Origin of the sequence: Pseudovibrio sp. Tun.PSC04-5.I4 (assembly GCF_900104145.1) — a bacterium.
In the GTDB taxonomy this organism is placed as follows: domain Bacteria; phylum Pseudomonadota; class Alphaproteobacteria; order Rhizobiales; family Stappiaceae; genus Pseudovibrio.
The window spans coordinates 220,132-246,537 of the sequence record NZ_FNLB01000006.1 but is presented as its reverse complement, the minus strand read 5'-3'; the positions used below and the strand labels follow the sequence as shown (position 1 = coordinate 246,537).

At 48.1% G+C, this 26,406-nt stretch carries 24 protein-coding genes and 3 pseudogenes; 7 read left to right on the top strand and 20 right to left on the bottom strand.

The window, feature by feature from the left end:
- Positions 1 to 2: 2 nt before the first annotated feature.
- From BLS62_RS06180 to dctP, 4 genes are all read right to left on the bottom strand, one after another.
- Entirely contained in the window at positions 3 to 443 is a 441-nt protein-coding gene (locus tag BLS62_RS06180) for a universal stress protein (protein ID WP_093178233.1), read from the bottom strand.
- Positions 444 to 456: 13 nt separating this feature from the next.
- Entirely contained in the window at positions 457 to 1,743 is a 1,287-nt protein-coding gene (locus BLS62_RS06175) for a TRAP transporter large permease (protein ID WP_093188498.1), read from the bottom strand.
- Between the two features lie 14 nt (positions 1,744 to 1,757).
- A complete protein-coding gene (locus tag BLS62_RS06170; protein WP_093178230.1) occupies positions 1,758 to 2,321 on the bottom strand; it encodes a TRAP transporter small permease in 564 nt (187 codons plus the stop codon).
- A gap of 79 nt (positions 2,322 to 2,400) precedes the next feature.
- On the bottom strand, positions 2,401 to 3,420 hold the full coding sequence (gene dctP / locus BLS62_RS06165; RefSeq protein WP_093178227.1) for a TRAP transporter substrate-binding protein: 1,020 nt from the start codon (positions 3,418 to 3,420) through the stop codon (positions 2,401 to 2,403).
- Positions 3,421 to 3,927: 507 nt separating this feature from the next.
- Between dctP and BLS62_RS06160 the strand changes: the two genes are divergently transcribed.
- From BLS62_RS06160 to BLS62_RS06145, 4 genes and pseudogenes are all read left to right on the top strand, one after another.
- On the top strand, positions 3,928 to 5,112 hold the full coding sequence (locus tag BLS62_RS06160) for a M24 family metallopeptidase (RefSeq protein WP_093178224.1): 1,185 nt from the start codon (positions 3,928 to 3,930) through the stop codon (positions 5,110 to 5,112).
- 3 nt (positions 5,113 to 5,115) lie between these two features.
- Positions 5,116 to 6,273, top strand: coding sequence for an acetylornithine deacetylase (gene argE, locus BLS62_RS06155; RefSeq protein ID WP_093178221.1), 1,158 nt, complete (start codon positions 5,116 to 5,118; stop codon positions 6,271 to 6,273).
- A 221-nt stretch (positions 6,274 to 6,494) separates the two neighbouring features.
- Positions 6,495 to 7,193, top strand: a complete 699-nt coding sequence (locus BLS62_RS06150; protein ID WP_244283538.1) for a GntR family transcriptional regulator — start codon at positions 6,495 to 6,497, stop codon at positions 7,191 to 7,193.
- Positions 7,194 to 7,321: 128 nt separating this feature from the next.
- Positions 7,322 to 7,635: pseudogene (locus BLS62_RS06145) on the top strand (DDE-type integrase/transposase/recombinase); the annotation flags it as partial.
- 105 nt (positions 7,636 to 7,740) lie between these two features.
- On the opposite strand, the gene BLS62_RS06140 reads toward BLS62_RS06145, so the two are convergent.
- The 13 genes from BLS62_RS06140 to BLS62_RS06075 form a co-directional block, all read right to left on the bottom strand.
- Positions 7,741 to 8,673, bottom strand: a complete 933-nt coding sequence (locus tag BLS62_RS06140) for a DMT family transporter (protein WP_159436507.1) — start codon at positions 8,671 to 8,673, stop codon at positions 7,741 to 7,743.
- 218 nt (positions 8,674 to 8,891) lie between these two features.
- Positions 8,892 to 10,064, bottom strand: a complete 1,173-nt coding sequence (locus BLS62_RS06135) for an NAD/NADP octopine/nopaline dehydrogenase family protein (RefSeq protein WP_093178212.1) — start codon at positions 10,062 to 10,064, stop codon at positions 8,892 to 8,894.
- A gap of 601 nt (positions 10,065 to 10,665) precedes the next feature.
- The gene (locus BLS62_RS06125) at positions 10,666 to 11,067 is read right to left on the bottom strand and encodes a hypothetical protein (protein ID WP_093178207.1); all 402 of its coding nucleotides are present in this window, start codon (positions 11,065 to 11,067) and stop codon (positions 10,666 to 10,668) included.
- Positions 11,068 to 11,568: 501 nt separating this feature from the next.
- The gene (locus BLS62_RS06115; RefSeq protein ID WP_093178201.1) at positions 11,569 to 11,793 is read right to left on the bottom strand and encodes a hypothetical protein; all 225 of its coding nucleotides are present in this window, start codon (positions 11,791 to 11,793) and stop codon (positions 11,569 to 11,571) included.
- A 79-nt stretch (positions 11,794 to 11,872) separates the two neighbouring features.
- Positions 11,873 to 13,231 carry an anaerobic sulfatase maturase gene (locus tag BLS62_RS06110; RefSeq protein ID WP_208991111.1) on the bottom strand — a complete coding sequence of 453 codons (1,359 nt, stop codon included), beginning with the start codon at positions 13,229 to 13,231 and terminating at the stop codon, positions 11,873 to 11,875.
- A 180-nt stretch (positions 13,232 to 13,411) separates the two neighbouring features.
- Positions 13,412 to 14,011: an STAS domain-containing protein gene (locus BLS62_RS06105; RefSeq protein WP_093178198.1), complete on the bottom strand. Its 600-nt coding sequence runs from the start codon at positions 14,009 to 14,011 to the stop codon at positions 13,412 to 13,414.
- A gap of 15 nt (positions 14,012 to 14,026) precedes the next feature.
- On the bottom strand, positions 14,027 to 14,995 hold the full coding sequence (locus BLS62_RS06100) for an IS30 family transposase (RefSeq protein ID WP_093178195.1): 969 nt from the start codon (positions 14,993 to 14,995) through the stop codon (positions 14,027 to 14,029).
- A 10-nt stretch (positions 14,996 to 15,005) separates the two neighbouring features.
- Complete coding sequence (locus BLS62_RS06095; protein WP_093178192.1) at positions 15,006 to 16,289, bottom strand: SulP family inorganic anion transporter; 1,284 nt, start codon at positions 16,287 to 16,289, stop codon at positions 15,006 to 15,008.
- 239 nt (positions 16,290 to 16,528) lie between these two features.
- A complete protein-coding gene (locus tag BLS62_RS32140; RefSeq protein WP_244283536.1) occupies positions 16,529 to 17,344 on the bottom strand; it encodes a tripartite tricarboxylate transporter permease in 816 nt (271 codons plus the stop codon).
- Complete coding sequence (locus tag BLS62_RS32135; protein WP_244283534.1) at positions 17,296 to 18,018, bottom strand: tripartite tricarboxylate transporter permease; 723 nt, start codon at positions 18,016 to 18,018, stop codon at positions 17,296 to 17,298. Before BLS62_RS32135 ends, BLS62_RS32140 begins: the two co-directional genes overlap by 49 nt.
- 7 nt (positions 18,019 to 18,025) lie before the next feature.
- The gene (locus tag BLS62_RS06085) at positions 18,026 to 18,520 is read right to left on the bottom strand and encodes a tripartite tricarboxylate transporter TctB family protein (RefSeq protein WP_093178189.1); all 495 of its coding nucleotides are present in this window, start codon (positions 18,518 to 18,520) and stop codon (positions 18,026 to 18,028) included.
- A gap of 19 nt (positions 18,521 to 18,539) precedes the next feature.
- A complete protein-coding gene (locus tag BLS62_RS06080; RefSeq protein ID WP_093178187.1) occupies positions 18,540 to 19,535 on the bottom strand; it encodes a Bug family tripartite tricarboxylate transporter substrate binding protein in 996 nt (331 codons plus the stop codon).
- Between the two features lie 21 nt (positions 19,536 to 19,556).
- A complete protein-coding gene (locus BLS62_RS06075) occupies positions 19,557 to 21,074 on the bottom strand; it encodes a sulfatase (RefSeq protein ID WP_093178184.1) in 1,518 nt (505 codons plus the stop codon).
- Positions 21,075 to 21,160: 86 nt separating this feature from the next.
- Between BLS62_RS06075 and BLS62_RS06070 the strand changes: the two genes are divergently transcribed.
- From BLS62_RS06070 to BLS62_RS32130, 3 genes and pseudogenes are all read left to right on the top strand, one after another.
- Positions 21,161 to 22,069, top strand: a complete 909-nt coding sequence (locus BLS62_RS06070) for a LysR family transcriptional regulator (protein ID WP_093178181.1) — start codon at positions 21,161 to 21,163, stop codon at positions 22,067 to 22,069.
- A 24-nt stretch (positions 22,070 to 22,093) separates the two neighbouring features.
- A pseudogene (locus tag BLS62_RS06065) lies at positions 22,094 to 22,723 on the top strand (integrase core domain-containing protein).
- A gap of 59 nt (positions 22,724 to 22,782) precedes the next feature.
- Positions 22,783 to 23,020: pseudogene (locus BLS62_RS32130) on the top strand (integrase core domain-containing protein); the annotation flags it as partial.
- A 253-nt stretch (positions 23,021 to 23,273) separates the two neighbouring features.
- Here BLS62_RS32130 and BLS62_RS06055 read toward each other — a convergent pair.
- From BLS62_RS06055 to BLS62_RS06045, 3 genes are read right to left on the bottom strand one after another with little or no spacing between them, the layout of a single operon-like run.
- Complete coding sequence (locus BLS62_RS06055) at positions 23,274 to 24,323, bottom strand: L-idonate 5-dehydrogenase (protein WP_093178176.1); 1,050 nt, start codon at positions 24,321 to 24,323, stop codon at positions 23,274 to 23,276.
- Positions 24,324 to 24,344: 21 nt separating this feature from the next.
- Positions 24,345 to 25,103: an SDR family NAD(P)-dependent oxidoreductase gene (locus tag BLS62_RS06050; RefSeq protein ID WP_093178173.1), complete on the bottom strand. Its 759-nt coding sequence runs from the start codon at positions 25,101 to 25,103 to the stop codon at positions 24,345 to 24,347.
- A gap of 25 nt (positions 25,104 to 25,128) precedes the next feature.
- Positions 25,129 to 26,262 (bottom strand): extracellular solute-binding protein, encoded by a 1,134-nt coding sequence (locus tag BLS62_RS06045; protein WP_093178171.1) that lies wholly within the window; start codon positions 26,260 to 26,262, stop codon positions 25,129 to 25,131.
- Positions 26,263 to 26,406: the final 144 nt, after the last annotated feature.

Sequence of the window (26,406 nt, the reverse complement as noted above, 5' to 3'; positions counted from 1 at the left end):
TCCTAGACGACGAGAACCGGACAACTTGCCAAGCCAGTTACCTTATGGGAGACGCTTCCCAACAAGAACCCCTCAACAGATCCAAGGCCGCGGCTACCAAGGACAACCAAATCATTTTTATGTTCTTTCGCAAATGCCACGATGGTTCGCGCTGTGGGGCCGGATTTAATAAAGCCGCGAATGTTTGAGCACCCGGCATCAACGGCAAGTTGCTTGGCATGCTCCACAACCTCCCTTGCGTGGTTGCGCATGACATCATCAAGACTTTCTGTCTCTTCAGGCCGCACAACTGCAAATGAAGCTTCCAGCATCGAATGATGCCGATAGACTGTCAAAAGCGTTAGCGGTGCGTTGCCGCAAGTGATCGCCAATTCAGCCGCCTTGTGCAGCGCTTGTTCGGCACCTTTAGAACCATCAAAAGGGACAAGGATGGATTTGAACATCGAGTAGTCCTTGCTATTTTGAGAAGGCTAGGTCGCGCAGGAACAGGGCGATCTGCGGGAAGAAAATCAAAGCAACAGCAACCCCAATCAACATGAAGATGAAGGGGGGCGTACCACGCACAACTTCAGCATAAGGCCGTTTGAAGACTGCGACGGCAGTGAAAATATCACACCCGAATGGCGGTGTTGCAGACCCGATGGCGACTTGCAATGTGATAATTGTGCCGACAAGAACTGGGTCCAGCCCAACCGCTTTAACGACGGGTGCGAAGATGGGAACGAGTACCAAAATGACCACGATCGGGTCTACAAACATGCAACCAACAAAGAATGCCCCGGAGATAACAAACAGGATGCTCAATGGCCCCATATCGGTGATTCCGATAGCGCTTAAAATTTCCTGAGGAACTTGTGCAAAGGAAATGACCCAGGAGAATGCGGCCCCTGCCCCCACTAAAATGAAGACAACAGCGGTGATCAACCCGGTAGACTGAGCTGTCGAATAAACGTCACTCAGAGACATGGACCGGAAAACGAAGACTTCCAGTACCAGAGCATAAAGTACACATGCGGCAGCGGCTTCGGTTGGGCTAAAAACCCCTCCGTAAATCCCACCGATAATGATCAGCGGAAACCCCATTGGCCACAACGCTTTACGCAATGCAGTAAACCGCTCAAACCAGCTCGTTTTAAGTTCAGTCTGGATTTTATTCCGCACAGCATAAATGTAGCTGTAGATCGAAAACAGAAGAAGAATGAGCAGTCCCGGACCAATCCCGGAGATGAACAATTCAGCAATGGATGTATTTGAGACAACGCCATAAATGATCATCCCAATTGAAGGGGGAATCAAAAACGCAATGTCGCTGGCATTGATAATAAGGGCCAGAACAAAGCTATCTTTGTAGCCAGCCTTGAGCATACGTGGGCGCAAGGGCGACCCAATCGCAACCACGGTTGCCTGAGTAGAACCGGACACCGCGCCAAACAGAGTACAAGCCATTGCAGTTGAAATCGCAAGGCCGCCGCGCATGTGACCAACAAACGCCATGACCAAATCAATCAAACGCCCTGCTGATTGTCCTCGTGTCATGATATCTGCCGCAAAGATGAACATTGGTACGGCAATAAGCGAAGCTGGCCGGATGCCTGCCACCATTTGCTGGATCATCGTTTCCATATGTCCAAAATCACCAAACATCATCAAAAACCCAATGAAAGTTCCGGCGATCAGGGGGATCATCATGGGGAACCCCAGAAGGAGAAGCACGATCATCGAAAGGAAGATTGTTGCTGCCATCATCTTGTCCCTTGTTAGATCTCGATCTCGCCCTCATCGTACCCTTCAAGCATGTGGGTCGAGAGGTAGATGTCGGGTGACTTCATGTTTTTGATAGCAGTCAGCAGGTATTGGGTTCCTGTCATGAAAAATCCAACAGGCACCCAAACCAGAATGGTCCAAACAGGGATTTGCAGAGCGGGTAACACCCGTCCCCGCGATGCCTGTGATCCTATGTATTTGACTGAGTAATAGCAGAGCAAAAATAGACATCCCGCAGTAATAAATGAGATGAAGACCATCAAAATTTTCCGGTAGCGAGGAGGCAATCCGTCATAAATCGCACTCATCCGGATGTGACGCCCATGCCGTGCAGCATAGCTGATGCCTGCAAACGTAATGAGAATGATCAAAATACGGTTCAGCTCTTCAGAAAAAAATATGGAATTCCCGAGCAGAAATCGCCCCACCACATTTGCAATCGTGTTTGCTGCCATCAACAGGACGCCTGAAGCCAAAAGCACGGATTCAACGCGGCTTATGCTTCGGTCGATTACTCCCAGAAAGCCTGGCAAATTTGATTGGTGTTGATCGCTCATTCCACCGCCCCGCATTTAATGAGGAAAGCTGAGCGGAATGATCCCGCTCAGCAAAAACGAATCTGATACCAACTGCGTGTTAGTCTGCTGTGGCGGCCAGATCGGCTTTCATCTGTGCTATGATTTTCGCACCGCTGTCGCCAGTCATTTCGATGAATGTGGTTTCAACTTCCGCTGCCGCCGCTTTGAAGCAGCTCCGCTCTTCTTCGGTCAGAACAGTGACATTCATCTCCGGCTTAGCTTCCAGGATTTTAGCCAGCTCAGTTTCGCCAGCCTGCTTCTGGTAGACAACTGTGTGATCGTAAGCTGCTGCTGCTGCTTTCTGAATCACGCCCTGATCTATTGAGCTAAGTCCGTCATAGAAATCTTTATTTGCCATCACAGCGGACGTGAAGTTGTTGTGACCCGCATATGTAATGTAATCGGTGACCTCATAGATTTTGGTTGAGTACAAGAAGAATGTTGGGTTTTCCTGGCCCTGAATGAGGTTGGTTTGCAAACCACCATACACTTCGCCCCAAGGCAGTGGTGTTGGAGTTGCGCCAAAGACGCGGTAGCTTTCGACCAAAAGCGGGTTCGCCATAACGCGGAATTTGACTTCGTTGAGATCAGAACATGTTTTGACCGGCGTTTTAGTGGTCATAGCAACTTCGCCCTCAGGGAACATATTGAGCAGCTCAAGACCTTTGTCCGCGTAAAGAGGTTTGAACATCTCGTTGATGGCTTTACTTTCACGGAAAAAGCGAGCGAGATGCTCTTGGTCTGTCGGCAGCAGGTACGGTACAAAAAACACCTGTGCTTCTGGAATCAGTGCGCCGGTGAAGCCTGGAGATTGGTCCACAAACTGCAGAATACCGTCTTGCGTCTGCTCCATGATGTCAGTGGCTTCCCCGAGTGTACCATACGGAAATAGCTGAATTTCATGATCTGAGTTTGCTTCGATTTCTGCTTTAAACTTTTGTGCATAGACACCCTGAACATCGGTCATGGCCTCTTCAAAAGCATAACGCCATGTATCAGCCTGTGCTGCTCCGGTTGCAACGATAACTAAGCTCATCGCTGCGCAGGACTTAAGTGCCTGTCTAAAGATATTTGTCATAACTGCTCCCGAAATTAAAAGTAATTGGTCCTTAATTGCCACGACGTCTTGTGCGTCGTTTGTTGTCAAAATATGCGCTTTTCCAATTGATGGTTCGCGATGTCAGCTACCATAAGCACCAGCTTGAACTTGCATCGTTCTCATGCTTTCCCCCTGCCACAGAATGATGTTGCGGCGCTAAGCATATGAAGGTTCCCAGCTGTCTCGGCAGAGCCAATTGCCCCCGAAAATCGAACACCCCAACAGGATGCAGGAATACATGTCATATCAGCCACCTTCTGCAAGTCGAGAGCACTCAGCAGTCATCAAAAAGAAGCGCAGCTGCCGTCTACGTGTAATTACTTGATGTACACAACATGATCGATTTTTCAAATCAGTCAATTATAAAATTACTCAAACTTGAGTTCTGGCGCAATAATAAGGCTTGAAACTTACGAAATTTTGATTGTTATTAGGTGCATACGTGCTGTTGTGTACAAATTTTCAAATCAGATATTGAGGAAGACGATGGGACTAGAGAATTCCCCATTCAGTAAAACAGAATATGATCGCCGTATCGCAAAGGCCCGCAAGGCTATGGTTACGGCTGGTATTGATGTTCTTTTTGTCACTGATCCATCGAACTTAGCGTGGTTGACGGGCTATGATGGTTGGTCTTTCTATGTCCACCAAGGCGTTATCCTTCCCATGGACGGCGACCCATTATGGTGGGGACGCCTTTCTGATACCAGCGGTGCGCATCGGACGGTCTGGATGGCAGAAGATAAGGTGCTCGGATATGCCGATCACTACATTCAATCGACAACCTGCCACCCGATGGAAGATCTGGCAGGACACCTGCACACGATGGGTTATTCCAGTTCGCGGATCGGCGTCGAAATGGAAAACTATTATTATACAGCTAAGGCACACGCGGTTCTGGTCTCCCAAATGCCCAATGCGCAAATGGTCGATGCAACAGCTCTAGTTAACTGGCAACGCGGTGTTAAATCCAACGAGGAGCTGGCCTTCATTCGCAAAGCTGCCTTGATAACAGAAAACATCATTGGCATCGCACTAGAAAGAGCTGAACCTGGCTTGCGCAAAAATGAGCTGGTTGCTGACATTTGCCACGCCGGCATTATGGGCGTTGGTGATGACTGGGGCGACTATCCCGCCATTGTACCGCTGACCCCATCTGGCATTGACGCCACAGCGCCGCATCTGACTTGGAATGGCAATCAGATGAAAACTGGCGAAATCACCTTTTTTGAACTTTCAGGCTGCTATCGCCGTTATCACGCACCACTGTGCCGCTCGGTCTTCTTGGGCAAACCACCTCAAACGATGATTGACGCATCAGTAGCACTAACCGAGGGGTTAGAAGCTGGTCTGGAGGCCGCAAGGGCGGGAAATCGTGCCTGCGACATTGCCAATGCCTTAAATGGTGCACTGGCGAAGGTCGGCATTGAACGAGGTGGTCGCTGTGGTTACCCAATCGGTTTGAGCTACCCCCCGGATTGGGGTGAGCGCACTGTATCAATCCGGCCAACCGATGAAACTGTCCTGCTGCCGGGAATGACATTCCACTTTATGCCGGGCCTTTGGCTGGATGATTGGGGTCTTGAAACCACTGAAACCATCCTGATTACCGAATCTGGGGCCGCAGAACCATTGTGCAACGTTGAACGAAAACTGTTCGTGAAGGACTAATCCGTGAGCGTTTTGGACACCACCAAAGACCTGCTAAGAGAGCTGATCGCTTTCCCAACAATTTCATCCAACAGCAATTTGGATATGATCCAACATCTGGCGCAACACCTTTCCAATGCCGGAGCTGAGGTTGAAATCTGGCATGACGAAACAGGTTCTAAGGCGAACCTTTTTGCTACGATCGGACCCAAGATTGATGGTGGTATTGTGCTGTCGGGCCATTCGGATGTTGTTCCGGTTGCAGATCAAGACTGGACAAGTGATCCGTTTGAAATGATTGAGCGAGACGAGAAATTGTTCGGTCGTGGAACCTGCGACATGAAAGGGTTCATTGCCGCAACTGTGGCAATGGCACCGCAATACGCCCAACTCGATCTCAAACGCCCGATCCACTTTGCCTTTACCTACGACGAAGAGACTGGATGTTTTGGGGCTCAGGCACTTGCTGAGTCGCTGCGTCAACACAGCTTGAAACCCGCCGTTGCCATTATTGGTGAGCCCACGTCCATGCGCATCATCGAAGGTCATAAGGGGTGTTATGAATATACTACGCATTTTACTGGGCTTGAAGGTCACGGTTCCAGCCCTGATCGGGGTGTCAATGCAGTGGAATATGCGGCCCGTTATGTGAGCCGCCTGCTTGAACTGAAAAATGAGCTACGCAGCCGCACCCCCGTGGGAAGCAGATTTGAACCACCGTGGACAACGATAAACACTGGCACTCTAATCGGCGGGGTCGCTCATAATGTAATCCCCGGCAAAGCCCGTGTTGATTGGGAGATGCGTCCTGTTCAACGCTCTGATGCAGATTATGTCAAAGACAACCTGCAGCAATTTTGCGCCCATGCATTAATACCGGCGATGCAGGCAGTCTGCCCAGATGCAAATATCATCACCGAGGTCATTGCCGAGGTGGATGGACTGGAACCAGTCCCAGACAACGAAGCTCGCAAAATTGTCAGTGAACTGAACGGCGCGAATGGCGCTGATGTAGTGCCATTTGGAACCGAAGCCGGTATCTATCAGGCACTTGGTATGACGGCAGTTGTATGCGGACCGGGCTCAATTGAACAAGCACATAAGCCAGATGAATATGTTTCACTTGATCAGATGTCTCAATGCCTTGAAATGCTGGATCGTCTCTCCGTTAGGTTGACCTGAGGTGGGCCAGACGTCGGCCCCCTTTTCTTGGTCGGAATAGCAGAAATTCTTCTTATCAAAAGTGTAGACATCGCGCATCTCAAGCCACTTCGACAAGGTCTTCTTATTGCTCTCATACTCATTGGGATCTTCTTTTAGGAAATGAGTGCAACCTGCTGAACTGCGGCTTTGCCCTCAGCATAATTGATGTATACAAATCAAACTTAACTAAAGGATAATCGGTGAAACTCTTAGATCTGGCCAATGTCGATTACAGCGCCCGGGACCGGTTTGACCGGATGTACCAAGAAATTCGGAACCGTATTTGCCTGCTGGAATACATACCTGGGACGCGCCTATCAGAAACTGAACTGGCGGAAGAATTCGGCATCAGCCGCACTCCGTTACGCAGGGTTCTAGTTCGGCTAGAGAGCGATGGCCTACTGTTGTCCGTTCACGGCGTTGGAACATTTGTGACAGATGTTGATATCAAAGAGTTGGAGCAGACCTATCTGCTGCGAATGGAACTGGCCGAACTGAGCGGGAAGCTTTCACCAGTACATCCAAACGACGCATTGATGGCCGAATTCCATGTCCTTTCAACGCGATCAAAGCAGTTAGTGAAAAGCCCAAATGCGCGCGAATTTGCGTGTTTGACCATGGATTTTTTTCTCACCCTACTCCAACTCACCGAGAACGACCCTCTGCGAGAGGTTTCAGAAAGACTATATATTCATACAGCCCGGATTTGGTTGAAATCCGTTTTCGCTTCCGTCATTGATTTGGCTGATGAGGTCGCGGTTTTTGATCGGGAACTGGATGATATTCTAGCTGCTTTGAAACTTGGCGATCTACAAGCCGTCGCCCTGATCCAAAGAGTTCATATTTCCATGAGTTTCACACGCATGAAGGTTTCATACCAGAGCACTGGAAACGAGTAAATCGCTGCAATTTATGGGCATTTTTATGAACACATTATCGGAACTGAAAGACACGAGCCATTCGGCTAGTGGTATTGTCACGCATGCGCTCCGATTTCTTTGGTCATTTAGGCACTGACCTTCATAACGTGATGGTCCCAAAGCCCAATCAGATCTGGGCTGTCGACATCTCGTATATTCTGATGGCGAAGGGGTTCATCTACCTGGTTGCAATCATCGATTGGTACTCGCGCAAAATTCTAAGTTGGCGGCTTTCGTTTACCATCAGATATGAAGAGGTCTACCTCAAGGCGTACTCCAGTGTGCGAGAGGCAAGGCAATCCATTGGCAAGTTTATCGCATTTCGGAACACAAGATACGCCTGCATTCATCATTTGATTGGCAGACACCGGATCATGTTTATTACACCCAAACGCCACACATAACTCAAGCGACGGCATGACCGCAGCGAAGCGACTTACAAACGACGTTCAGCGGTCCAAACAAACCGAACCACCTCTCTTCTCAATGCTAATTTTGGGGTGCGCTATTTGGTTGCCGGCAGATTTCACTTTACCTTGTTGGTGTTCCTTTTGAACCAAACCAATAATCCTATGCCTGCCCCAATAAGAACTACGCCGCTTTTTTGCGTCAGTGACATATCTTCATCTAGAAACGGGGAAGCTATCAAAACCAAGAATACCGGGCTGGCGGCTGAAATAAGCCCACTATAGACAGCTCCAATATTTCGAATACCTATGCAAATCCAATATCCTGAAAGTAATGTACAAAAAGCTGCTCCCGCGGCCAAAGCAAATAGCTCTGGAGAATGAGAAGAGAAAATAATATCTGGCTGAGCAATAACAATATGAGTGGCCGCTAAGCTACTCCCACTGAGCATTGCGATGCCAGCAACAAACCAAGGGTCAGTGAGCATAATCACTTTTTCACTGATTAAAAAGAAGGCGGCGCATGTTGCTGCACTTAAGAGTATTTCGGATGAACCAAACAGATATGAGTGAAAGGCTTGATCGTCAATTATTGAGCTGTACCCATCGAAAAATATCAGTAGTACTCCGGCGTAAATTGACGAGAAGACACCCCAAAACACAAGGAGGGGAATTTGCGATTGCCGATGAATTAGTAGTCCACCGAGATAAATGAAAATGGGATAAATACTAAATAACGAGCGCTCTATTGAGACCGGGACTACGGTTAGACCGAAAAAATCCAGTGTCATTGCTAAGTCATAACACAAGAACCCGGCAAGTACGCTCAACAGCACTGGCTTTAGCCTGTAATGACGGCGACCTCGTTTTATATAGTGGCCGATTACAATAATGGCAGCAAAGGGGATCAGTATCAAAACAAAGATGATGATGAAATATTCGGGGGTGCTTCCTTCGCGATAGGCAGCCTTGGCAAAAATCTCTTTTGCCGCAAAAAGAAGATTGCAGGCCAAAACCAGAAAAACGCCAACGCTAAATCTTCCGACTTTCATCTTGCCACCCGAAGTCAGAAGAAAAATTGTATCCAGGCTTATGCATTGGAGAAGTGCCAAACCTCCTGGAATTTGTCGCCTAGCGAGAAAGTAAAAGAGCATTCTCTACCACAACTATTTTTCATGACATGCTGTGATGGGGAGCTGTTCATATCGTCTTGTAGACTTGCAAGTATATCCTGTGAGTTCGGGTGAGAGTGCTTCCGCATTATGTAAAGTTATGCAGGGTTGGTAAGCAGATTGATGACTTCGCTCCGCCCCATTTTCCGCCTTTCTAAGTCCTCCACGTAGTGTTGATGCGATTGGATATTCATACCAAGGCTTTGGAGTTGTTTTTGAACATTAACAACATGCTTTTTAATGCATGTGAACTGTCCACCGCTTATGCGGCCTAACCACTCCATCACCAACATGGCTGGAACGTCCTCATGAATAAGACGGCAGGTCTTGAGACCTTCAATCGACTTTGGTGATAAAGAACGATAGATACCCTTTGTACTTCTCATCATCTTCAAGAAGGTTGTTTGGCTAGGTAAGTTATATTGTTCAGTTAAAATATTGGAGAATGACCGTGTTGATGCATTATAACACTTTGCCATTTGAACTCTTTCGAGATCAAGATTTTCTATAGTATCAGCGTTACCTTCATGTACTCCCTCACAATAATGACTGTATTGAATACCCTGGTCTGTTAGTTGGAGGTTCATCTCATCTAGTACTACGGCCAGGTGAATGATGTATCCAAGAGGGTCGAACTGTAAATCTAAAGGCCGAACTAGGTAAAAATTGTGTAATCCATCTGTAATTGCTGGCCCACGAAAAAGCTGCTCCAGATTATTTAGTGTTTCATCTGGTTTTGTCCCGATTACACTTACATTTGTCAATTGTTTTCGTTTGAAGGAAACTTTCTTACCTATAAAGCGTGTACCGTAAAAGCTATCTTCAACTAGAGCTAAGCTAAGTTTTTGAAAATCAGGATCTTCGCGCCAAGCATTGATCGTCGCAATCAGTCCTCCTTGCCCTCCTCTCACAAACACAACGTAAGCCTCAGCAGGTAACGAATGAGTTTTTACCCACTCAATCATGCGAAATCTAAGACTAGGAATGTCAGGCACCGTTACTATTACGGCCCTCGTGTTTGGGAGTAGCTTGCCTAAATCGCTGTCTAGCTTATGAATATGTTCTTTGGGAAAGCTACAGTGTTGTATTTGGCCGGATATGACGTCTTCAAAGTCAATACCCACCTTTTCGGAAATGCCATTCAATAGGTGTTCTTCATCTCTGACTAGAATGAGGTGAGGCGAACAACCAGTCTCCTGCTTGCGCAGCTCCAAATCTACTGCCAAAGTTACGCCGACATGACCTCCTCCAATTATCAATATATTATCCATACTTGTTGTGCTCCATACTGAATATCATCCGATATAAGGAAGTATTCGCAGTAGGTGTGACAACAAATAGGTGCTCTTAAGCTAAATTCGGAGAGAAATCATCGTATTCCCGTGATTTAACCTAACCATCTCCTCAGCAATAATATATGATCTCAATAAAAGTCGATCAATACAATCTCCAGAGTAAGTATCTCTTCCATGAAGGCAGTAATCATTGGGTATTAGAAGTGCCTCGCCTTTCAAGATCTGATGCCCTTCCATCCGTCCGATCCGAAGGGCTTCCTGGGCAATTTGATCTAATGCATGACGTGCACGGTCAACTTCCTCTGGGTTAAGTTGTGGGATTGGACTGATGTTATTAAAATTGAGGCGAACCCGTTGTACTCCATGAACATCATAGTCAATTACACTCATACGCCGGATCTGCTCACATGGCCAAAGTAACTTTGCCCCGGATCTGATCTCAAAAACCCTCTGTTCCAATATATCAATGATTTTTTGCGAAAGAGAAGAAACTATGGCTTCTGTAGTCGCTATTAGCGTTTTGGGTACAGTGTTGTCAGCGATGTGAGGAACAAGCACCAACGCTGCAGGACGGCAATCATCTGATTGCAAAAGCCAGATCGTTATGCATTGCCAGCAATTCTGTATTACTGCTTAACTCTACAGAATGCTTGGTTGGGCGTATGTCAGTAATATAACTCTGGTTGTATTCGGAGTACGCAGCGCACTTGCCAATGCTCTCACCCAGTAGCAAGAGGAGTATTTTTGTATCTTCAATATCCGAGAATTCTGGTAGCTTCTGCACTACTATTGGCCTTTTATTTTTCCAAAATACCTCTTTGATTTCGCTCAACATATTCCCGCGATGAAGGTTGATGCGTGAAATATAGCGACTTTGGATTTGGCCTGGTGTTTCGGATCTAATAGTCTCAACAAGCTGTTTTAAAGTTTTACACTCGGCTTCTGAGAGTTCAATCTTATCAAGAATTGCTCCAATCATCAGAAGTAGACCCCCAAAATTGAAAACTTGGTTAAGTGCGCCAGCGCGCAAAACCGCCTCTGGCCGTTCACAGTTATGTTGAGAATAGATCTATGGCAGCACTTCTTAAATCTGGTTGATTTTGTGTGAGAGATTTGACCAAGTTCATCGATTGAATGGCTCGGCGGATCAATGGAATTGACCTTTGCAACTCAAATTAATGTGGAATCAATGCGGACTAATGCATTTCCGATCTTAGAGTCGGCCCGGGAATTTTGGGACTGTCTCAGGAAAAGTGGAGAGCCCTTGCCTCCGCTTTTTCACGCTGCTTTTCAAAAGTGATTGGCGATTGATAGCCTAACGCTGAGTGCGACGAGTGGCATTGTAAAACCCTCGATGTATAGGCCAATTGCCTTTTCTGCTTCTTGCCGCGTTTAAAAGCAGTTCGCCACAACATTTCTGCCTTAATAGTTTTGAGCACGGCTTCCACCATGGAATTATCAAAGCAGTTGCCCTTAGCGTTCATGGAAGAGGTGATTTCATGTCTCGTTGAGAGCCGCGGATAAACATTGGAGCAATACTGACTGCCCTGGTTGGGACCATCTGGAGAGGAGCAAATCGCCAGTTCATGAAGGCGTAGAGCAGGCTGACCGAACGACATGCAATTTCATTAACACCGCGCCCGCTCACCTCGACAAGCCGTACCGCTTCACGCTTAAACTCATCTGCATAAGTTGGGCGCCTCATAAAATCCTCAGGATCCCAAATTACCAGAAGTTCCTCAACTTCCCCCGAGCCAGTCCACAAAGGGAGTGCCTGCCATAATTTACACTTCGGCGCCGCAACAATATTTGAATTTCTTACCGCTACCACAGGGACATGGCGTATTACGTCCTACCCGATGGATTCCTCCAATTCGCATTTTGACTGCTCCCAAGTTTCGCTTAAGTACTTCATTAAGCTGTGCGCCGGTTTGTCCTTGCTTTTGCAAACTACCGATATATTTGAGATAGGGCGCTGCATGAGAATGGAACATCTTAAACGAACGGCAATAGTAATTCAGACCGTTTTCGCCAGATTTCGGCTTTAGAATCCGATGCTTAGGACACCCACCATGACATGCGAAGCGTATTTCACAGGAAATACAATCCGGGGGCAGAAGATCTCGTTTATCATTGCCAAATACGGCCTGCTCAGGTGAATAAACCAGTTCCTCTATTGATTTATCTTTAATATTCCCGAGCAAATATTCAGGATAGACATAGTGGTCACAAGAATAGAGATTTCCATTATGTTCCATGGCCAAGCCCCAGCCGCAGGTCTTTGAATACCAGCAAAGGCTAGCAGGGTATCCCATCAGGATATCGCGCTGAACATCAAACAGTTGCACACTAACCTTGCCAACATCCTCTTTCAGCCATTCGTCGAAAATCGTATTCAGGAAATTACCATAATCTCGCGGCAGAACGCTCCACGGCGTCACATAAGCATCGATGCCACGTTCATCTTGCTGAGGAGCTCCCGCTAGATTCTCTCCGTCAATGGTGCGCTCGACGATAGGTATAAATTGGATATATTCAAAACCAGCTTCTTTTAAAAATCGATAGACATCCAATGGCCTGCGGGAATTATGTCGGCTTACAGTACAAAGCGCGGTGACCATCACTGCATGCGCGTTCAAAATCCGTACTGCTTTCATCACTTTTTCGAACGAAGGATGCCCTGCTTTATCGACCCGGAAGATATCATGCAGATCCGCAGGCCCATCGATACTTAGGCCAACGAGGAAGTCATTTTCCTTGAAAAATTTCGCCCATTCTTCATTAATCAAAATGCCATTCGTCTGGAAGGCGTTACTGATTTTCTTACCCTGAGGACAAAACTCGTCCTGAAGTTCAACAATACTCTTGAAGTAGTCCAACCCGGCAATTGTTGGCTCGCCTCCTTGCCAAGCAAACATAATGTCCTTCACCCCCAGAGCATCCTGCGAAGCGATGTAGTTTTCTACGAACCGCCTAAGAACATCTTCAGGCATCCTAAATTGTTTTGTGTCCGGAAAAAGGTTTTCTTTTTCGAGGTAATAACAATATTTACAATCTAAGTTACAAAGTGAACCATTGGGTTTAGCCATTACATGGAAGGGCATCTTGCGAACAGGCGCGTTGTTTATTTCTGCAGGGTCCATTGTTTTCTTTCTGTATAATCTGCCGAACCTAACAGTGGTGGTTCCACACTTCTTCGCCTCTGTGGACTGCAAGAAAACAAATCATCCCCAGGAGGAAATATGTTCCATTTACTATCCGCGTTAACATCTAATGCAGCGTAATTTTACTTTCAACGACGGCTTCACACATCCGATATTCGCTCAACTTGGTGTGCTCGTGAGACCTTCGTTTGGACCTTGCATACACTCACGGAAGATCCGCTTTGAACATGTACGGCAGACGGTCTGATCTAGCTTGGGTACAATGTTACTGATCGCCTCAGACCGGTAAGAGAAAAAGTTTTCCTCACCGATTTGATCAACCACCTGATATTGTTTCAACACCTTATACAAAGGCTTGTACCGACCCACCAAATAGAGCCTCCCACCGTGATTTAAGCGCCGTTCCGCTTCTTCAATAAGCAGCTCAGCACCCGCATAATCTACACGACCGACTCCAGAGATTTTCAAAACAAAGGCCTTTTGCGTCGACCGCTCCGCCAAAATCTTAATTAGTTCCTTACGCAATGTATCAACCGAGCCAAAATAAACCGGCCCATCAATACGGCCGAACACGAGCTGCGGGCACTCCGGTACGCCCTCGCTCACATTGGTAAAGCCATGATTGGGAATTTTAGGGTTCGGAGCATTCAGCGGTAGATCTGTCTGCATTGTGCCATTGAGGAACACCGCAAGACTAACTAGAACACCAGTGTAGACAGCAAACTCTAGCCCGATAAGTAACGTGGCAAAAAAAGTCACAAAGACAACGCGGATTCAACTCGCCAGTGCAACAGCATGGTGAAGGCCAAGGAATAGCTGATTTGGCGTTTTAAAGCCAAGGCATTTTCTGGGCCTACTATTTATCTTCTCCATAATCTGGGCAACCTCTGCATCGTTCAGATCATCGATGTCTTTTCCTTTTGGGATATATTGCCGGATCAGACCATTGGTGTTTTCGTTGAGGCCCCGCTCCCAGGAGTGATAGGGGTGAGCGAAGAACCCCTCGGCTGTCAGTTCGCGAGCGATCTCTTCATGGTAGGCAAATTCTCTGCCATTGTCGTAAGTCAAGGTGAGAACCCGGTCCTGGTAGGGTTTCAGGTTAGCACAAATCACATCCGTGACAGCCCGTGCTGTTTTATTTGCGGCCTTGATGGCAACGCTAAAGCGTGTCTTTCGCTCAACAAGCGTAACAAGGACTGAGTGCCCCTGTTTGCCGATCACGGTATCGGCTTCCCAATCTCCGATACGGCTGCGCAGATCGACAATTTCAGGGCGTTTCTCAATGGACACCCTATTCTTGATCTGGCCACGCCGCTCGATGCTGCCGTAGCGCTTGCGCCGTTTCTTTTGACACCTCAGGCGGCTGTGAAGATCGCCACCTCTGCGCTTATCAGCATAGATACGCTGGTAAATCCACTCGGGGCTGACGCTTGGCTCATCATTATCTTTCAGGTGACCACTGATCTGCTCAGGGCTCCAGTCTTCGCGGATCATCTTTTCAATCCCAGTCCACATCCTATCCAAAATACGGGTGCGCGGAATTTGTGACTGCCGTAAACAAGCCAGGCGATGGGCCTGCTTTGGACGATATCCGCGAAGACCTTTGTTGCGCTGAAGCTCCCGGCAAATCGTCGATTTATCAACACCGATCTGGTCCGCAATGGTTCGTTGGGTCAAACCGGCTTTCTTCAAGGCGTAAACTTGGTTACGCTGACCCTCAGTGAGGCGGTGATAGGATCGCATTCGTGTTCCTTTACATTAGACGGTGAGAGACACATGGGCATCGCTGCCTCACATCACATACCGTAGGTAAAGTTGCACTGGCGAGTTGAATCCGCGCAATCATGGTCTCAGACTTACTGCTGATAATCAGATGCCGAAACGTTTTGAAATCAATTAGTTTGTACGCAACCAAAATAATAGCACCGGCCATGGCAGGGATCGGCAAGTAGGCAAACAGCGGCGCCACCAGGAACAAGATCATCAGCAAGATGATCGAAGACATAATCGCAGCTAACGGTGTTTTGGCCCCTGCTTCATAGTTCAAACCGGAGCGGGTAAAAGAGCCAGAACCAACATAGGCGGAAAAGAAACTGCCGAAAATGTTGGAGAGCCCCTGACCAACAATCTCTTGGTTGCTATCAAGCGGTGTATTGCCCTTAAGTGATAATGCCTTGGCGATGGAAACAGCTTCCAAAAGTCCGATGATGGCAATCGCCAGCGCCGACTGAGAAAGATCTTTAAAGGTTGCGCCGGGGTTAGTGGGAAGCGAGATCTCTGGAAAAACGGAGGGTATAATTCCAACGCCCTTCACTCCATTACCAGCACCGTCCAGCAGGAAGGACAGACCACCGCCAACTACGAGCGCCAGAACGTAGTTGGGCCATTTCGGTCGGTAGATGCGCACGATAACCGCAGTGATTAGGGTAACCGCAGCTATTATAAGCGATAGTCCGTGTATCTGCGGGATGGCGTCAACGACCCCCAGTACAAACTCAAAAAGGTGCTCGGGTCTGGGTAAAGAGATCCCCAAAGCATGCCGTACCTGACTTAGGCCAATTAAGATGGCTGCACCGGCGGTAAAACCAATCATGACCGAATGCGAAACAAAGCTGACTAGGCGGCCAAGCCGGGCAAGGCCAAAGCCGAACTGGATCAGGCCAACCATCAAAGTCAGTGCAAGAGCTGCGGAGACATAGGCTTCACTACCGGGCGTGTATTTCCCTGCAAGCGCTGCCAATAACAGCGCAGAGATGGCTGTTGTTGGTCCTGAGACCAGATACATCGACGAGCCAAATAATGCTGCAGCTATCGGCGTGATCATTGCGGTGTAAAGGCCGTATTGCGCCGGCAGACCGGCAATGGCGGCGAACGCTATCCCCTGCGGCAAAACAATCGTTGCCCCAGTAATTGCGGCAATAACATCACTACGCAGCGTCTCCCGATTAACTTGAGGCCACCACACCAGAAACGGAAACAAAACCTGTGGGAGGCCTTCAACACGCTCTCTAATTCCCCGAAGGGATGACGCACTCATTATTATTGTCCCTTGGAATCAATTGATTAGGATCACGATCGCTGTGCACGACTTGGGGATATGCCTTAAGAATGGGGCAGAGGAATCTCGCAATTTTGGTATGGATTGAGGGCAGCTTGCGACCAGAAATCGTGAAATAAATTTTGGATTCCTAGTCACAGAAAGCGGCTTAGCGGATAGCTTTTCCAGTTGAAATTGCAAGTATGACTGATCGCCTTCAACCTGTTGCAAGCAAAGCGTTATGTTGCACTTGGTCGGCGGTGTCGCTTTATTGAAGCGAAGATAAGGTACATCAGCATTACGGCTACTATTCCAAGGATCACAGCACTGATGGGCCGTGAAATAAAGATCTCATAACCACTATCTGAAATCAGCAGGGATCGACGGAAGTTAGATTCGCAGATTGGTCCAAGGATAGCCCCAATGATGATCGGTGCTAGCGGATATCCACCGCGGCGCAGGAAATAGCCAAGGATTCCAAAGAGGAACATTACCCAAAGATCGAAAAGTGAAGATTGTATCGCAAAGGTTCCAATAATCGAAAGCAGGAGAACTGCCGGTATCAGATAGGCTTTAGCAAACTTTAAAACGGAGACAAAGAGCGGCGTAAGAACTATGCCGAAAATCAAGAGGAAAACGTTTGCAGCAATGAAAGCAATAAAAATCCCGCCAGCAACATCCTTGTGAAATTCAAAAAGCTCTGGCCCCGGATAGAACCCGAGCAAGAACAAAGCCCCCATCAGCACAGCCGTTGCACCATCACCGGGGATACCCAATGAAAGTGTTGGGATCAGCGCACCGCCGCAACAAGCATTATTAGCAGCCTCTGTTGCAACAACGCCGCCTTCTTCACCTTCACCATAATTCTCAGTGGGTTTTGCTCGCGCTTTTGCAACAGCATAGGAGGTAAAGGAGCTAATAACCCCACCTGCACCCGGAAGAGCACCAAAAAAAGTTCCTAAGATTGCAGATCGGAACAGATTTGGAAGGTGTTTTGTGATCAACTTCACTGACGAAAACGGCGCTTTGATCTTGTCGATCGTTGGCTTGGCCAAGTAATTTCCGCTCTGAACTTGGAAAAAACTTCAGAGATAGCAAAAAGACCAACGACCATCGCAACAATGTGGAAGCCATTGTAAAGATTATAGGAGTCAAATGTGAAGCGATATGCATTCGTGAATTCATCGGTGCCTATTGTTGAAATCAAGAGGCCAAAGGCACCTGCCATCAAGCCCTTAATGGGGCTTTCTTGAGCAACAACAATGATTGAGATGAGCCCAAGCAAAGTCATACCAAAGATTTCAGGTGGGCTAAAATTCAAGGCAAACTCGGCAAGAATGGGCGAGAAAAAGATTAGAACCATACCGCCGATAAGCCCCCCAAGTGAAGACGCTGTTACCGCAATTCCGATTGCGTCTTGCGCTCGCCCATTTTGAGCCATTGGGTAGCCATCGAGCAGTGTTGCAGCAGCTAGTGGCGTTCCGGGAATTCGCAGTATAATCGCAGAGATTGATCCTCCGCACGACCCACCGACATAAATAGCGATTAAGAGACCCATTGCAGCTGCTTGCGGCAGATGAAATGCCACGGGGAGCAACAGGACTATCCCCATAAGAGGCCCCAACCCGGGCAGGACACCAACGATAATTCCCAGGAAGCAACCAAATGCAGTCAGAGCAATTGCCGTGGGTGTGAAGAATAGGCCTGAGCCCGCTAAAATTAGTTCCATGATGACCTCAAAACGGCAAGGCCAGCCCGAAGAGGCCGGTTGGCAAGACAACGTTCAAAGCGACTTCGAAAAACAAAGCAACCAGCAAAGATAATCCCAGACCGATAAATATCGCGGGTATGACAGACACGCCAAGGAGAACAAGCATCGACAGGCACAAAATAGGTGTCATGATATGATAGCCAAGCAACGGCAAGGCTGTGAGGTATGCTGTCAGAAAAACAACAACAACCAAGCTATTCCAAAGTGCTCTGTTCAAGATAAACGCCGGTTCGGTGGATGGTTGGCGTATGCTTATAACCAGCTGGATCACGGCAAGAAAACCAAGCACAGTGGCGATAAGTTTTGGAAACATAGCAGCGTTAGTCATCGCATCCCCGAACGCTGCCCCTTGTTCGGTAAGGGACGTTGCGATCTGGTAGTAAACCAGTGCAACCGGTAGCAGAAATGAAAGGGCTAGTATCACGTCGAGTCGCTTACTTTTTTTGAATTCATTATCCATTTTACTAGCCCTCCCTATTCTATCTCAGCGCTTTTAATTGCTCTTCTTCCCAAGCAATAGCGTCGATACCGCTTTGCAGTTGAGCTGCTACTGGGCCAACAATTTCGCTATATTGTTCTGGTGAATAACCAAGCGGAACGAAGCCGACATTGAGGCTTTTCTCACGCAGTTCCGGGGTTGCAAGAGCCGCGCCCATTGCATCGCGAAGCTTTTTCACAATCGGTGCAGGTGTGTCTTTACGGACCAACCACCAGTTCCACCCCATTGGTGATAAACCGCTGATACCCATATCAATACCGTAGTCGGTAACGCGCGGCGCCCCGTCATAAACGCTGGAAGCATCATCAAGCTCTGACAAGACAGCAAGAACTTTCAGGTGATCTTTATTGGTACGGTAGAAACCAGGGTTTGCGGTCAGGAAATCGAGCACCCCACCGCGCAAATCCTTCACGCCATCTTGCATTTCGCGGTAAGGAATAGGCTTCCCAACTACATTCGACATCTGCATGACCTTGGCGAGGACCATGTGCGGCAAAGTTTTGGTTGGCCCAGTGGTGTACCGTAGTTTGCCCGGATTCTTTTTCATATATGCAACAAACTCAGGGAAAGTATTAAACCGATCTTCGTCCTTGCGCACAACAATTGCAAATGCGTTTGAGGTTGCAGACCAAAGCGGAGTGAAGTCAGCATAGGTCCAGTCAGCGTTCCCCAAAAGAGGTTGCAGAACAAGCGGAGCAACATAGCCATCAAAGATGGTGTAACCGTCAGCTGGTTTCTGCATCGCAGTCTTAAAAGCTTTAGTCCCTGCAGCACCAGGTGTTGAAACGACCGAAATATTGGTCCCTAATTGCTCTCCCATAGCATCAGCTATCATCTGGCTCACAGCCATCGTTGCCCCTGGGCCCCATGGATAAATGCTCTCTATATTCCGCTCTGGAAATTCTGCATTTGCAGGGCTTGAAAATGCAGCAGCTCCCAGTGCTGCAACTGCAAGTAATTTCATACTTAGTTTCATAGTCATCTCCCAACTTGACAATTATTTTAGTAGCCCGTACCAGCCATAAACCTCCGCTGGCGTATCATGCTGCTGCAAAATCTTCAGCGCACCATCCATAAGGAACTGTGAAATTTTCTCATCTACAAACGGCGCCTTCTGTTTTGGATCAGACACAACGTTATATAAGCGTGTGCCGATGTCATCGAAGCCAATACCGTCATTCATAGGCACCCGTTTTGCGTCAGATTGCGCAGCAATGCTTAAGAGCGGTATCCCTTGGGTGAAATTAAAGCCCGGTGACAGTTCCGCCGTTCTCAACTCTTTAGGTGTAAAGAAATCGGTCATATGAGCTGGCGCCAATGTGTATTCTCGGAGGCCTTCTGCGAAGATGTCAGGCGGATAATAATAGGTGGCGTAGGTACCATCGGCGATACCAATAGGGCCTCCAAAAATTCCAAAAACAGCTACTTCTCGCAGCTGATAGTTCGGGTCTTTCATCACCGCCGCCAAATCTGATGCAAGCACTTCTGCTGGCGGTTCAATACCATGCAAACCCATAATCGTTGGCATGACATCAATGCTCTGCGTCAGAGCGTTCGTGCGTCTGCCACCCGCCTCTGGGAAGCGCGGATCGTGAATTATCAAAGGAATGTGGGAGATTTCCTCATAATAGGGCATCCGGCATTTGCCCCACCATTCATGCTCACTCAATAAGAATCCATGATCGGTAGTGAGAATAAGTGCTGTGTCTTTCCACATATCGTGTTCGTCGAAATAATCTAGCAGTTTGCCGAAATACTCATCACACATGGCTACAAGAGCGGCGTAATTGGCACGAATTTCGCGCATCTCGCTTTCGCTCTCACTCACGCGTTCATAGTGTGGCCAGTCCAGGATTTTGCCATTATACCCGGACTCATAGGCCTCACGAAAGCGGGGAGGAACATGGAATGGCTCATGCGGATCGAAACATTCAAGCATAAGCATCCAATCATCAGCGACCTTGTTTTTGTCAAGAAAATCAAAGGCTGATGCAAAACACTTCGCTGTCGGGAATTGCTCTTCTTCTTGCAATTCTTCGCGGTTCACCAGTGCTTGGAAGTGCTTATCTTCCGGCGTCATTTTATAATGTTTTTCGGAATAAATCTCTTTGAACCGGTCAATTGGTGGTTGAACCATCGCCACCCACGGGTCGTATTCTTGTCCACGGATAAAGTCGAAGCTGCTGAAACGCGTATGGAACCCGCTGCCACCGTCTTCAAAATAATGGAAGTGATCACTGATTAGATGCGTGTAAGTACCGTTTTGCTTAAGAATTTGGGCAAAGGATTTGTCGTAAGGCTCAAGAGGACCCCAACTGCGGTGAGTAAAATTCAGCCGACCAGTATGAAGGTCTCTTCGTGCGGGCATACAAGGCAGAGAACCAACGTAGTGATTATCAAAAGTCTGAGCGCGGGCCGCAAAGCGATCGAAATTCGGAGTCTTTACGGCCTCAGAGCCATAACATCCCATGGCGGTCCGGTTCAAACTGTCAAAAAGTACAAAAACTGTTCGCATAGCTCCTCCTATGCGTTTGACCATGATGCACTGCATAGATAAAGTAAAATTAGTTTTTTTGGTCTTTTTATAAAGAAAATTTATCAATGAAAGCAGAGAAATCGTTTTTAAATCGGCGAACTAGTCAATTTCTTGCAATCTATGAGACGGGAAATATTCGCGACGCCGCAGTAACGATAGGTTTGACGCAGCCCGCTGTTTCCATGGGATTGCAGCAACTGGAGGACGAACTTGGGACGCCACTTTTTAACCGATCGGTGAAAGGCGTTGTGCCAACGAGCGCCGGAAAAATCTACTACAGATATGCATGCAACCTAAGACAGAGCGCGATCTACGCCGCTCAAGAAATCGAAGAACAGGTGCGTGGTCACAGTGGAACTTTGCGCATTGGAGCAGGTCTTGCTTGGGCCAGTACTTTCATTCCCCCGGTTCTGGTTCACATCAAAAAAAAATTCCCCAACTTGACAATAGATCTGGTTGCAGGGGTCGCAGACCAGCTGGCCGAGAAATTTGAGACAGGAAAGCTAGACTTGCTCTTGGCGGCGGGTCCAATTGAGCCATTGGCCTCCCCAGAATTCCTCAGTTATTTTCTAACAAATATCCCGATGGTCGCGATGGCAGACCCATCCCACTCTCTTGCTAGCCATAAAACTGTATCACTAAAGCAATTGCAAGCAGCAGAGTGGGCCGGCTTTTATGAGGATGACACCTTCGTTTATCACGCTACTCAATTCTTCGCTCTGCATGGTCTAAATCCTCCAACAATCTCCATGCGCACAAACGCAATTGCAGCACTTACCGAATTTGTAAAAAGCACAGAAACGATAACACTTGTATCCTCCCCGATCGTTCCCAGAAGCTTAGAAGCCGGTCTCGTGATTTTGCCGCTGACGGAACCTCTTTGGGAGATCCCAGTAAAAATTCACCTCCGCCACGTAGCAGCCCAACTAGGTCCTATCAAAATGTTCATCGATAAAATCCATGAAGTGATTTGATGCTGAGATGCTATTCCTTGGGTTATGGCAATATTGAAGTAGGGCGAAAGCGACATTCCAGTTGCTCAACTGTACCGTGAACATGGCATGAGCGCGACTTCATTTATAGGTGACGCTCGAAGTATGGTAGCCTTGAAGCACCTATGATCCAGTCGAAAAAGCAGGCGGAGGATGGGCTGCGCCGCTTCAGGAAGATGTACGCAGAGCTCAGCTTACAAAACAAATTTTTAGAAGAAACTCTTAGAAAAAGAACTAAGGCTGTCTCGCCGTAAGGAACTGGCTATTGAAGTAGATTTTTGACTCCCGGCACTGCGGGTCGTACGTACTTTGAAACAGGTGATAGAATGGCGCGGGATGCCTGAGACGTTCCGTGTCGATAATGACCCTGAAAACATCAGCGAAACTTTACTGTCCTGGGCTTCAAACCTCGGCCTCAAGATCCTGCATATTCAACCAGGCAAACCAGCTCAGAACGCATATATCGAGCACTATAACAGGACTGTTCGGCAAGAATGGCTGGATCAGAATTGCTTTGAAACGATTGATCAAGTCTAGACGCAAGCAACCAATTGGCTCTTGGCATACAAAAATGAACGGCCCAACATGGTCATCGGTGGCATCACGCCCGCCACAAAACTGAAACTGGCAGCATAACTCTACGCCGAAACTCCTCCATAAATGGAGGGATTACCCTCCCAGTTTACCAGCATAGATTTACGGATGTGCTTAAGCGTAAAAAGATCAAGATCTCCTTGGATAGCAAGGAAGCTGGCGCGACAATGTTTGTTATCGAACGGTTCTGGCGTACTGTTAAATACGAGGAAGTTTATCTCAAGGCCTACACCAGTGTATGAGAGGCAATCCATCGCTGAGTTCATTGTATTTTACAGCAAGATACGCCCGCATTCATCACTTGACTGGCACACGCCTGATCATGCCTACCACAACTGACTTGGAACCCAACTTCCTCCAGTCATTAAGTGGATCCTAGTTCCATAAATTAGGTTACAAGCGCTATTCCACTGAAGACAAGGTCCACATAGTTCAGGCCGGGTTGCGCGGCGAAGATATTGTCGCCGGCAAGCCAAATTGAACAATACGCCGGATAGGCCAGTTATCACTGCAAGAAAGCTGAAAAGAGCGGTGCAGTCGCATCGTTCTTTTCAGCCAGATGATACTTCACCTACTCAGGTTCAAAGCCGTATTAGGCTACAAACTGTACTTTGACAGATTGGTTGCGATCCTTGGCGATATTGAACGCTTTGTCAGCCTCAGCGAAACTAAACTGGTGAGTCAGCATAGGACGCACATCAATCTTATTTCCGGCCAGAAGAGCTATTGATTTCTCAAATTCGTCTGTAAACTGGCTTGAGCCGAGCAAGCTTTGCTCTTTCAGCATGAACTGATTCAGCTTTAGCTCATTCGGCTTATTGGGAAGCACGGATACTAACATTACCGTGCCACCACGTCGTGTCAGAGTGTAACAAGTCTCAAGAGCTGGGAACGCACCCGACGCTTCAAAAGCCACATCAAAGAACCCTGTGTTAGCCTTCAACTCCTCAAGGCGTTCTGGATTTTTGAGCACATTGATCGTTTCAGTTACACCAAGCTTTTTCGCCACTTCCAAAGTGCCATCAGCAAGATCTGTAACAATCACATTTGCAGCACCGGCAACAACAGCACACGCTGCAACCAGAAGCCCGATTGGGCCTGCTCCTGTGATCAGAACATTTTTCCCAACAACACTACCAGCCCGGACGACAGCATGCAGAGCGCAGGACAACGGCTCTGCAAATGCCGCGAGTTCCAATGGCAGATCCTTAGGAAGCTTCCAGCAGTTTTCTTCGGAGACAACAGGGAATTGTTGGAAGAACCCATCCACATGCGGAATGACAGTTGCGCTGCCCGGGAAGCGCTTGTTGTGGCAGATATTCGGCCGGCCCTCTTTGCAGGCTGGGCAGGACCCACAAGGCATAATTGGGTTTACTGCAACATGATCGCCAACAGCTACACGGGTCACTTTAGTGCCAATTTCCGCGACCACTCCAACCATTTCGTGACCAAGGCACACTGGGCTTTGCATTTCAAAGCCAGCATTCTGTCCGTCATTGTAATAATGCATGTCAGTGCCACAGATGCCACCAACTTTGAATTCAACCCGCACGTCCAGCGCTTCCAAATCTGCAAAGGCGCGCTCTTCTAAACGAATGTCTTTTGCCCCATGCAGAACAAGGCCAAGGTTTTTTAAGGTCATAATCTTTGTCCTTTAATAGGCTTAAAATCCAACAGAGAAGCCACCATCAACCGCGATGGATTGACCGGAGACATAAGCGGAATCGTCTGAGCATAGGAACGCAACCATCGCCGCAATTTCCTCAGGTTGAGCAAGCCGTGGCATCGGAATCCGACCCCTGATTTTTGCTCCACGTACAGGGTCGCCATCGAGGATCGCACGGGTCATTTCAGTATCAATGAAGCCTGGGCAGATCGCATTCACACGGATATTGTCTGGACCAAGATCGACAGCTAGATTGCGGGTCAAGCCAATAACAGCGGTCTTCGTGGTTACATAGGCAGGAGCAGATGGGAGGGCCAGGAGCCCGCCCATGGACGAGATCATGACAACCGCGCCTTCCTTGCGGGTCCGCATGTGACGCAGCACTTCGCGAGTCATTATGAACACGCCGTTCTGGTTAATGTTGACGACATTCAACCATTCAGCATCTGTAACATCCCAAATCGCCTTTTTCAGGTGAACGCCTGCGTTGTTGACCAGACCGAAGACTGGGCCAACATTTGCTTCAATCTCATCGACCAGTGCCGGGACCTTGTCAAATTCGGTTACATTCTGTACCCGGTAAAATGCATTTTCGCCAAGCTCGGTGCAGGCCTGTTTCAAGTTGTCTTCATTCAGATCGGTGATCAGAACGCGTGCATTGGAGGCGATAAGGCGCTCTGCCATTGCAAAACCAAGCCCACGGGCACCACCGGTGACAACGATAAGCTTCTGATTAAAATCATAGGTTACGGACATTGTAATTCTCTATATTTGTAGGAACTTATCGTGTTTCCAAGGAAGTTCGGAACGCCAAATCAATGGCATCCAAAGTGTATGTTGCTGTTCCATCACCGCGCACAAAAGCAGTCAGGAAGTCACCGGCTTCATCAATAAAGGGGAGGAACCCTGCGTAGCGCGGGCGAAGCCAGCAACGGTCTAATGTCTCACGGGTATTTCTGAACCAGTTGTTGCTGGATGAGTTCGCTTTTGCATCATCCCAAGCTGCTGAATGAGCCGGTTGCCCGTTGTTTTGAACATACACACCAGTCTGGCATTCTTTACTGGCGAGCCAATATGCGAACTTAATAGCCTCTGCCTGATGCTCACACTTGGAGGAGACCGAAATGCCGGTTCCGCCGATGATCGAGCCTTCTGGGCCCTGTGTCCCGAGGCTTGGCATGTTTTCCTGATGAACAATCTTCTTGCGGAAGCCAGCTTGCGCATAATTCACGTAACCGAACAGCATGGGCGCATACACAAAATCATCACAGGTAGACATGATGTCCAGAGCACCAATGGGGTTCATTTCGAAACATCGGTTGTCGACATTTCGCGATACTGCGCGCATGTTCTCAAGTGCAAGCAGTCCTGTGGCACGGCTCACCAAGAAATCATCAGTTTCAGCACACGGGTCACCAACATTGGCGCACAGGCTCATAAAAGCGTCGATCGCATCAACTGGTTTAAGTGGGAAAAGAACCTTGCCTGTCTCGGCAAGATGGATCACATCATCCCACGTGGTGACAGGCTTTTCATGCAAATCCCGACGCCTCGCCGCGACTTGAGCCGCAGCATCAATCGCCAGCGCCCACTGTTTGCCTTTCCACTGATAGCTCAGATGTGAGGCGCCAACTGTGTGGAGGGCTAAGTCAGCAAGTTCTGTTGTGTATTCCGGCAGATCAAGTGCGGTCAGAATCCCTTGCTCACTTGCCTCCCCAACGTGTGGGTGATCAATGACCATAAAGTCATAGGTTGCCGCCATTGTGTCCAGCGGCTGATCGCCAAAAGCCTGTAAAGAGCGTTTTTCCCAGTTAAATGAAATAGCCGAGTTACGGCGACTGTATTCCTGGGACGCTGCTATTAGGGGGTCGATCCCTCGCGGGTGATCCCATGTCATACCTTTGAATTCGATCATTTTTTCATCTCTTTGCACGGGAGTTGAGCTCAATTTGGGTGCAACTTCCCTGTTCCGGGGAAGTTGTCCCAGGTCGTGCTGTCATTTTTGTTGTGGTAAGAGCGGGCCTTGGCGTTTTATGGAATGTCACCAAACCTATCGGGG

Excerpts from the sequence above, each read along its gene's own strand:
- BLS62_RS06180 (WP_093178233.1), bottom strand. The coding sequence starts at position 443 with ATGTTCAAATCCATCCTTGTCCCTTTTGATGGTTCTAAAGGTGCCGAA.
- BLS62_RS06175 (WP_093188498.1), bottom strand. The coding sequence starts at position 1,743 with ATGGCAGCAACAATCTTCCTTTCGATGATCGTGCTTCTCCTTCTGGGG.
- BLS62_RS06170 (WP_093178230.1), bottom strand. The coding sequence starts at position 2,321 with ATGAGCGATCAACACCAATCAAATTTGCCAGGCTTTCTGGGAGTAATC.
- dctP (WP_093178227.1), bottom strand. The coding sequence starts at position 3,420 with ATGACAAATATCTTTAGACAGGCACTTAAGTCCTGCGCAGCGATGAGC.
- BLS62_RS06160 (WP_093178224.1), top strand. The coding sequence starts at position 3,928 with ATGGGACTAGAGAATTCCCCATTCAGTAAAACAGAATATGATCGCCGT.
- BLS62_RS06140 (WP_159436507.1), bottom strand. The coding sequence starts at position 8,673 with ATGAAAGTCGGAAGATTTAGCGTTGGCGTTTTTCTGGTTTTGGCCTGC.
- BLS62_RS06135 (WP_093178212.1), bottom strand. The coding sequence starts at position 10,064 with ATGGATAATATATTGATAATTGGAGGAGGTCATGTCGGCGTAACTTTG.
- BLS62_RS06125 (WP_093178207.1), bottom strand. The coding sequence starts at position 11,067 with ATGATTGGAGCAATTCTTGATAAGATTGAACTCTCAGAAGCCGAGTGT.
- BLS62_RS06115 (WP_093178201.1), bottom strand. The coding sequence starts at position 11,793 with ATGAGGCGCCCAACTTATGCAGATGAGTTTAAGCGTGAAGCGGTACGG.
- BLS62_RS06110 (WP_208991111.1), bottom strand. The coding sequence starts at position 13,231 with ATGGACCCTGCAGAAATAAACAACGCGCCTGTTCGCAAGATGCCCTTC.
- BLS62_RS06100 (WP_093178195.1), bottom strand. The coding sequence starts at position 14,995 with ATGCGATCCTATCACCGCCTCACTGAGGGTCAGCGTAACCAAGTTTAC.
- BLS62_RS06095 (WP_093178192.1), bottom strand. The coding sequence starts at position 16,289 with ATGAGTGCGTCATCCCTTCGGGGAATTAGAGAGCGTGTTGAAGGCCTC.
- BLS62_RS32135 (WP_244283534.1), bottom strand. The coding sequence starts at position 18,018 with ATGGAACTAATTTTAGCGGGCTCAGGCCTATTCTTCACACCCACGGCA.
- BLS62_RS06085 (WP_093178189.1), bottom strand. The coding sequence starts at position 18,520 with ATGGATAATGAATTCAAAAAAAGTAAGCGACTCGACGTGATACTAGCC.
- BLS62_RS06080 (WP_093178187.1), bottom strand. The coding sequence starts at position 19,535 with ATGAAACTAAGTATGAAATTACTTGCAGTTGCAGCACTGGGAGCTGCT.
- BLS62_RS06075 (WP_093178184.1), bottom strand. The coding sequence starts at position 21,074 with ATGCGAACAGTTTTTGTACTTTTTGACAGTTTGAACCGGACCGCCATG.
- BLS62_RS06070 (WP_093178181.1), top strand. The coding sequence starts at position 21,161 with ATGAAAGCAGAGAAATCGTTTTTAAATCGGCGAACTAGTCAATTTCTT.
- BLS62_RS06055 (WP_093178176.1), bottom strand. The coding sequence starts at position 24,323 with ATGACCTTAAAAAACCTTGGCCTTGTTCTGCATGGGGCAAAAGACATT.
- BLS62_RS06050 (WP_093178173.1), bottom strand. The coding sequence starts at position 25,103 with ATGTCCGTAACCTATGATTTTAATCAGAAGCTTATCGTTGTCACCGGT.
- BLS62_RS06045 (WP_093178171.1), bottom strand. The coding sequence starts at position 26,262 with ATGATCGAATTCAAAGGTATGACATGGGATCACCCGCGAGGGATCGAC.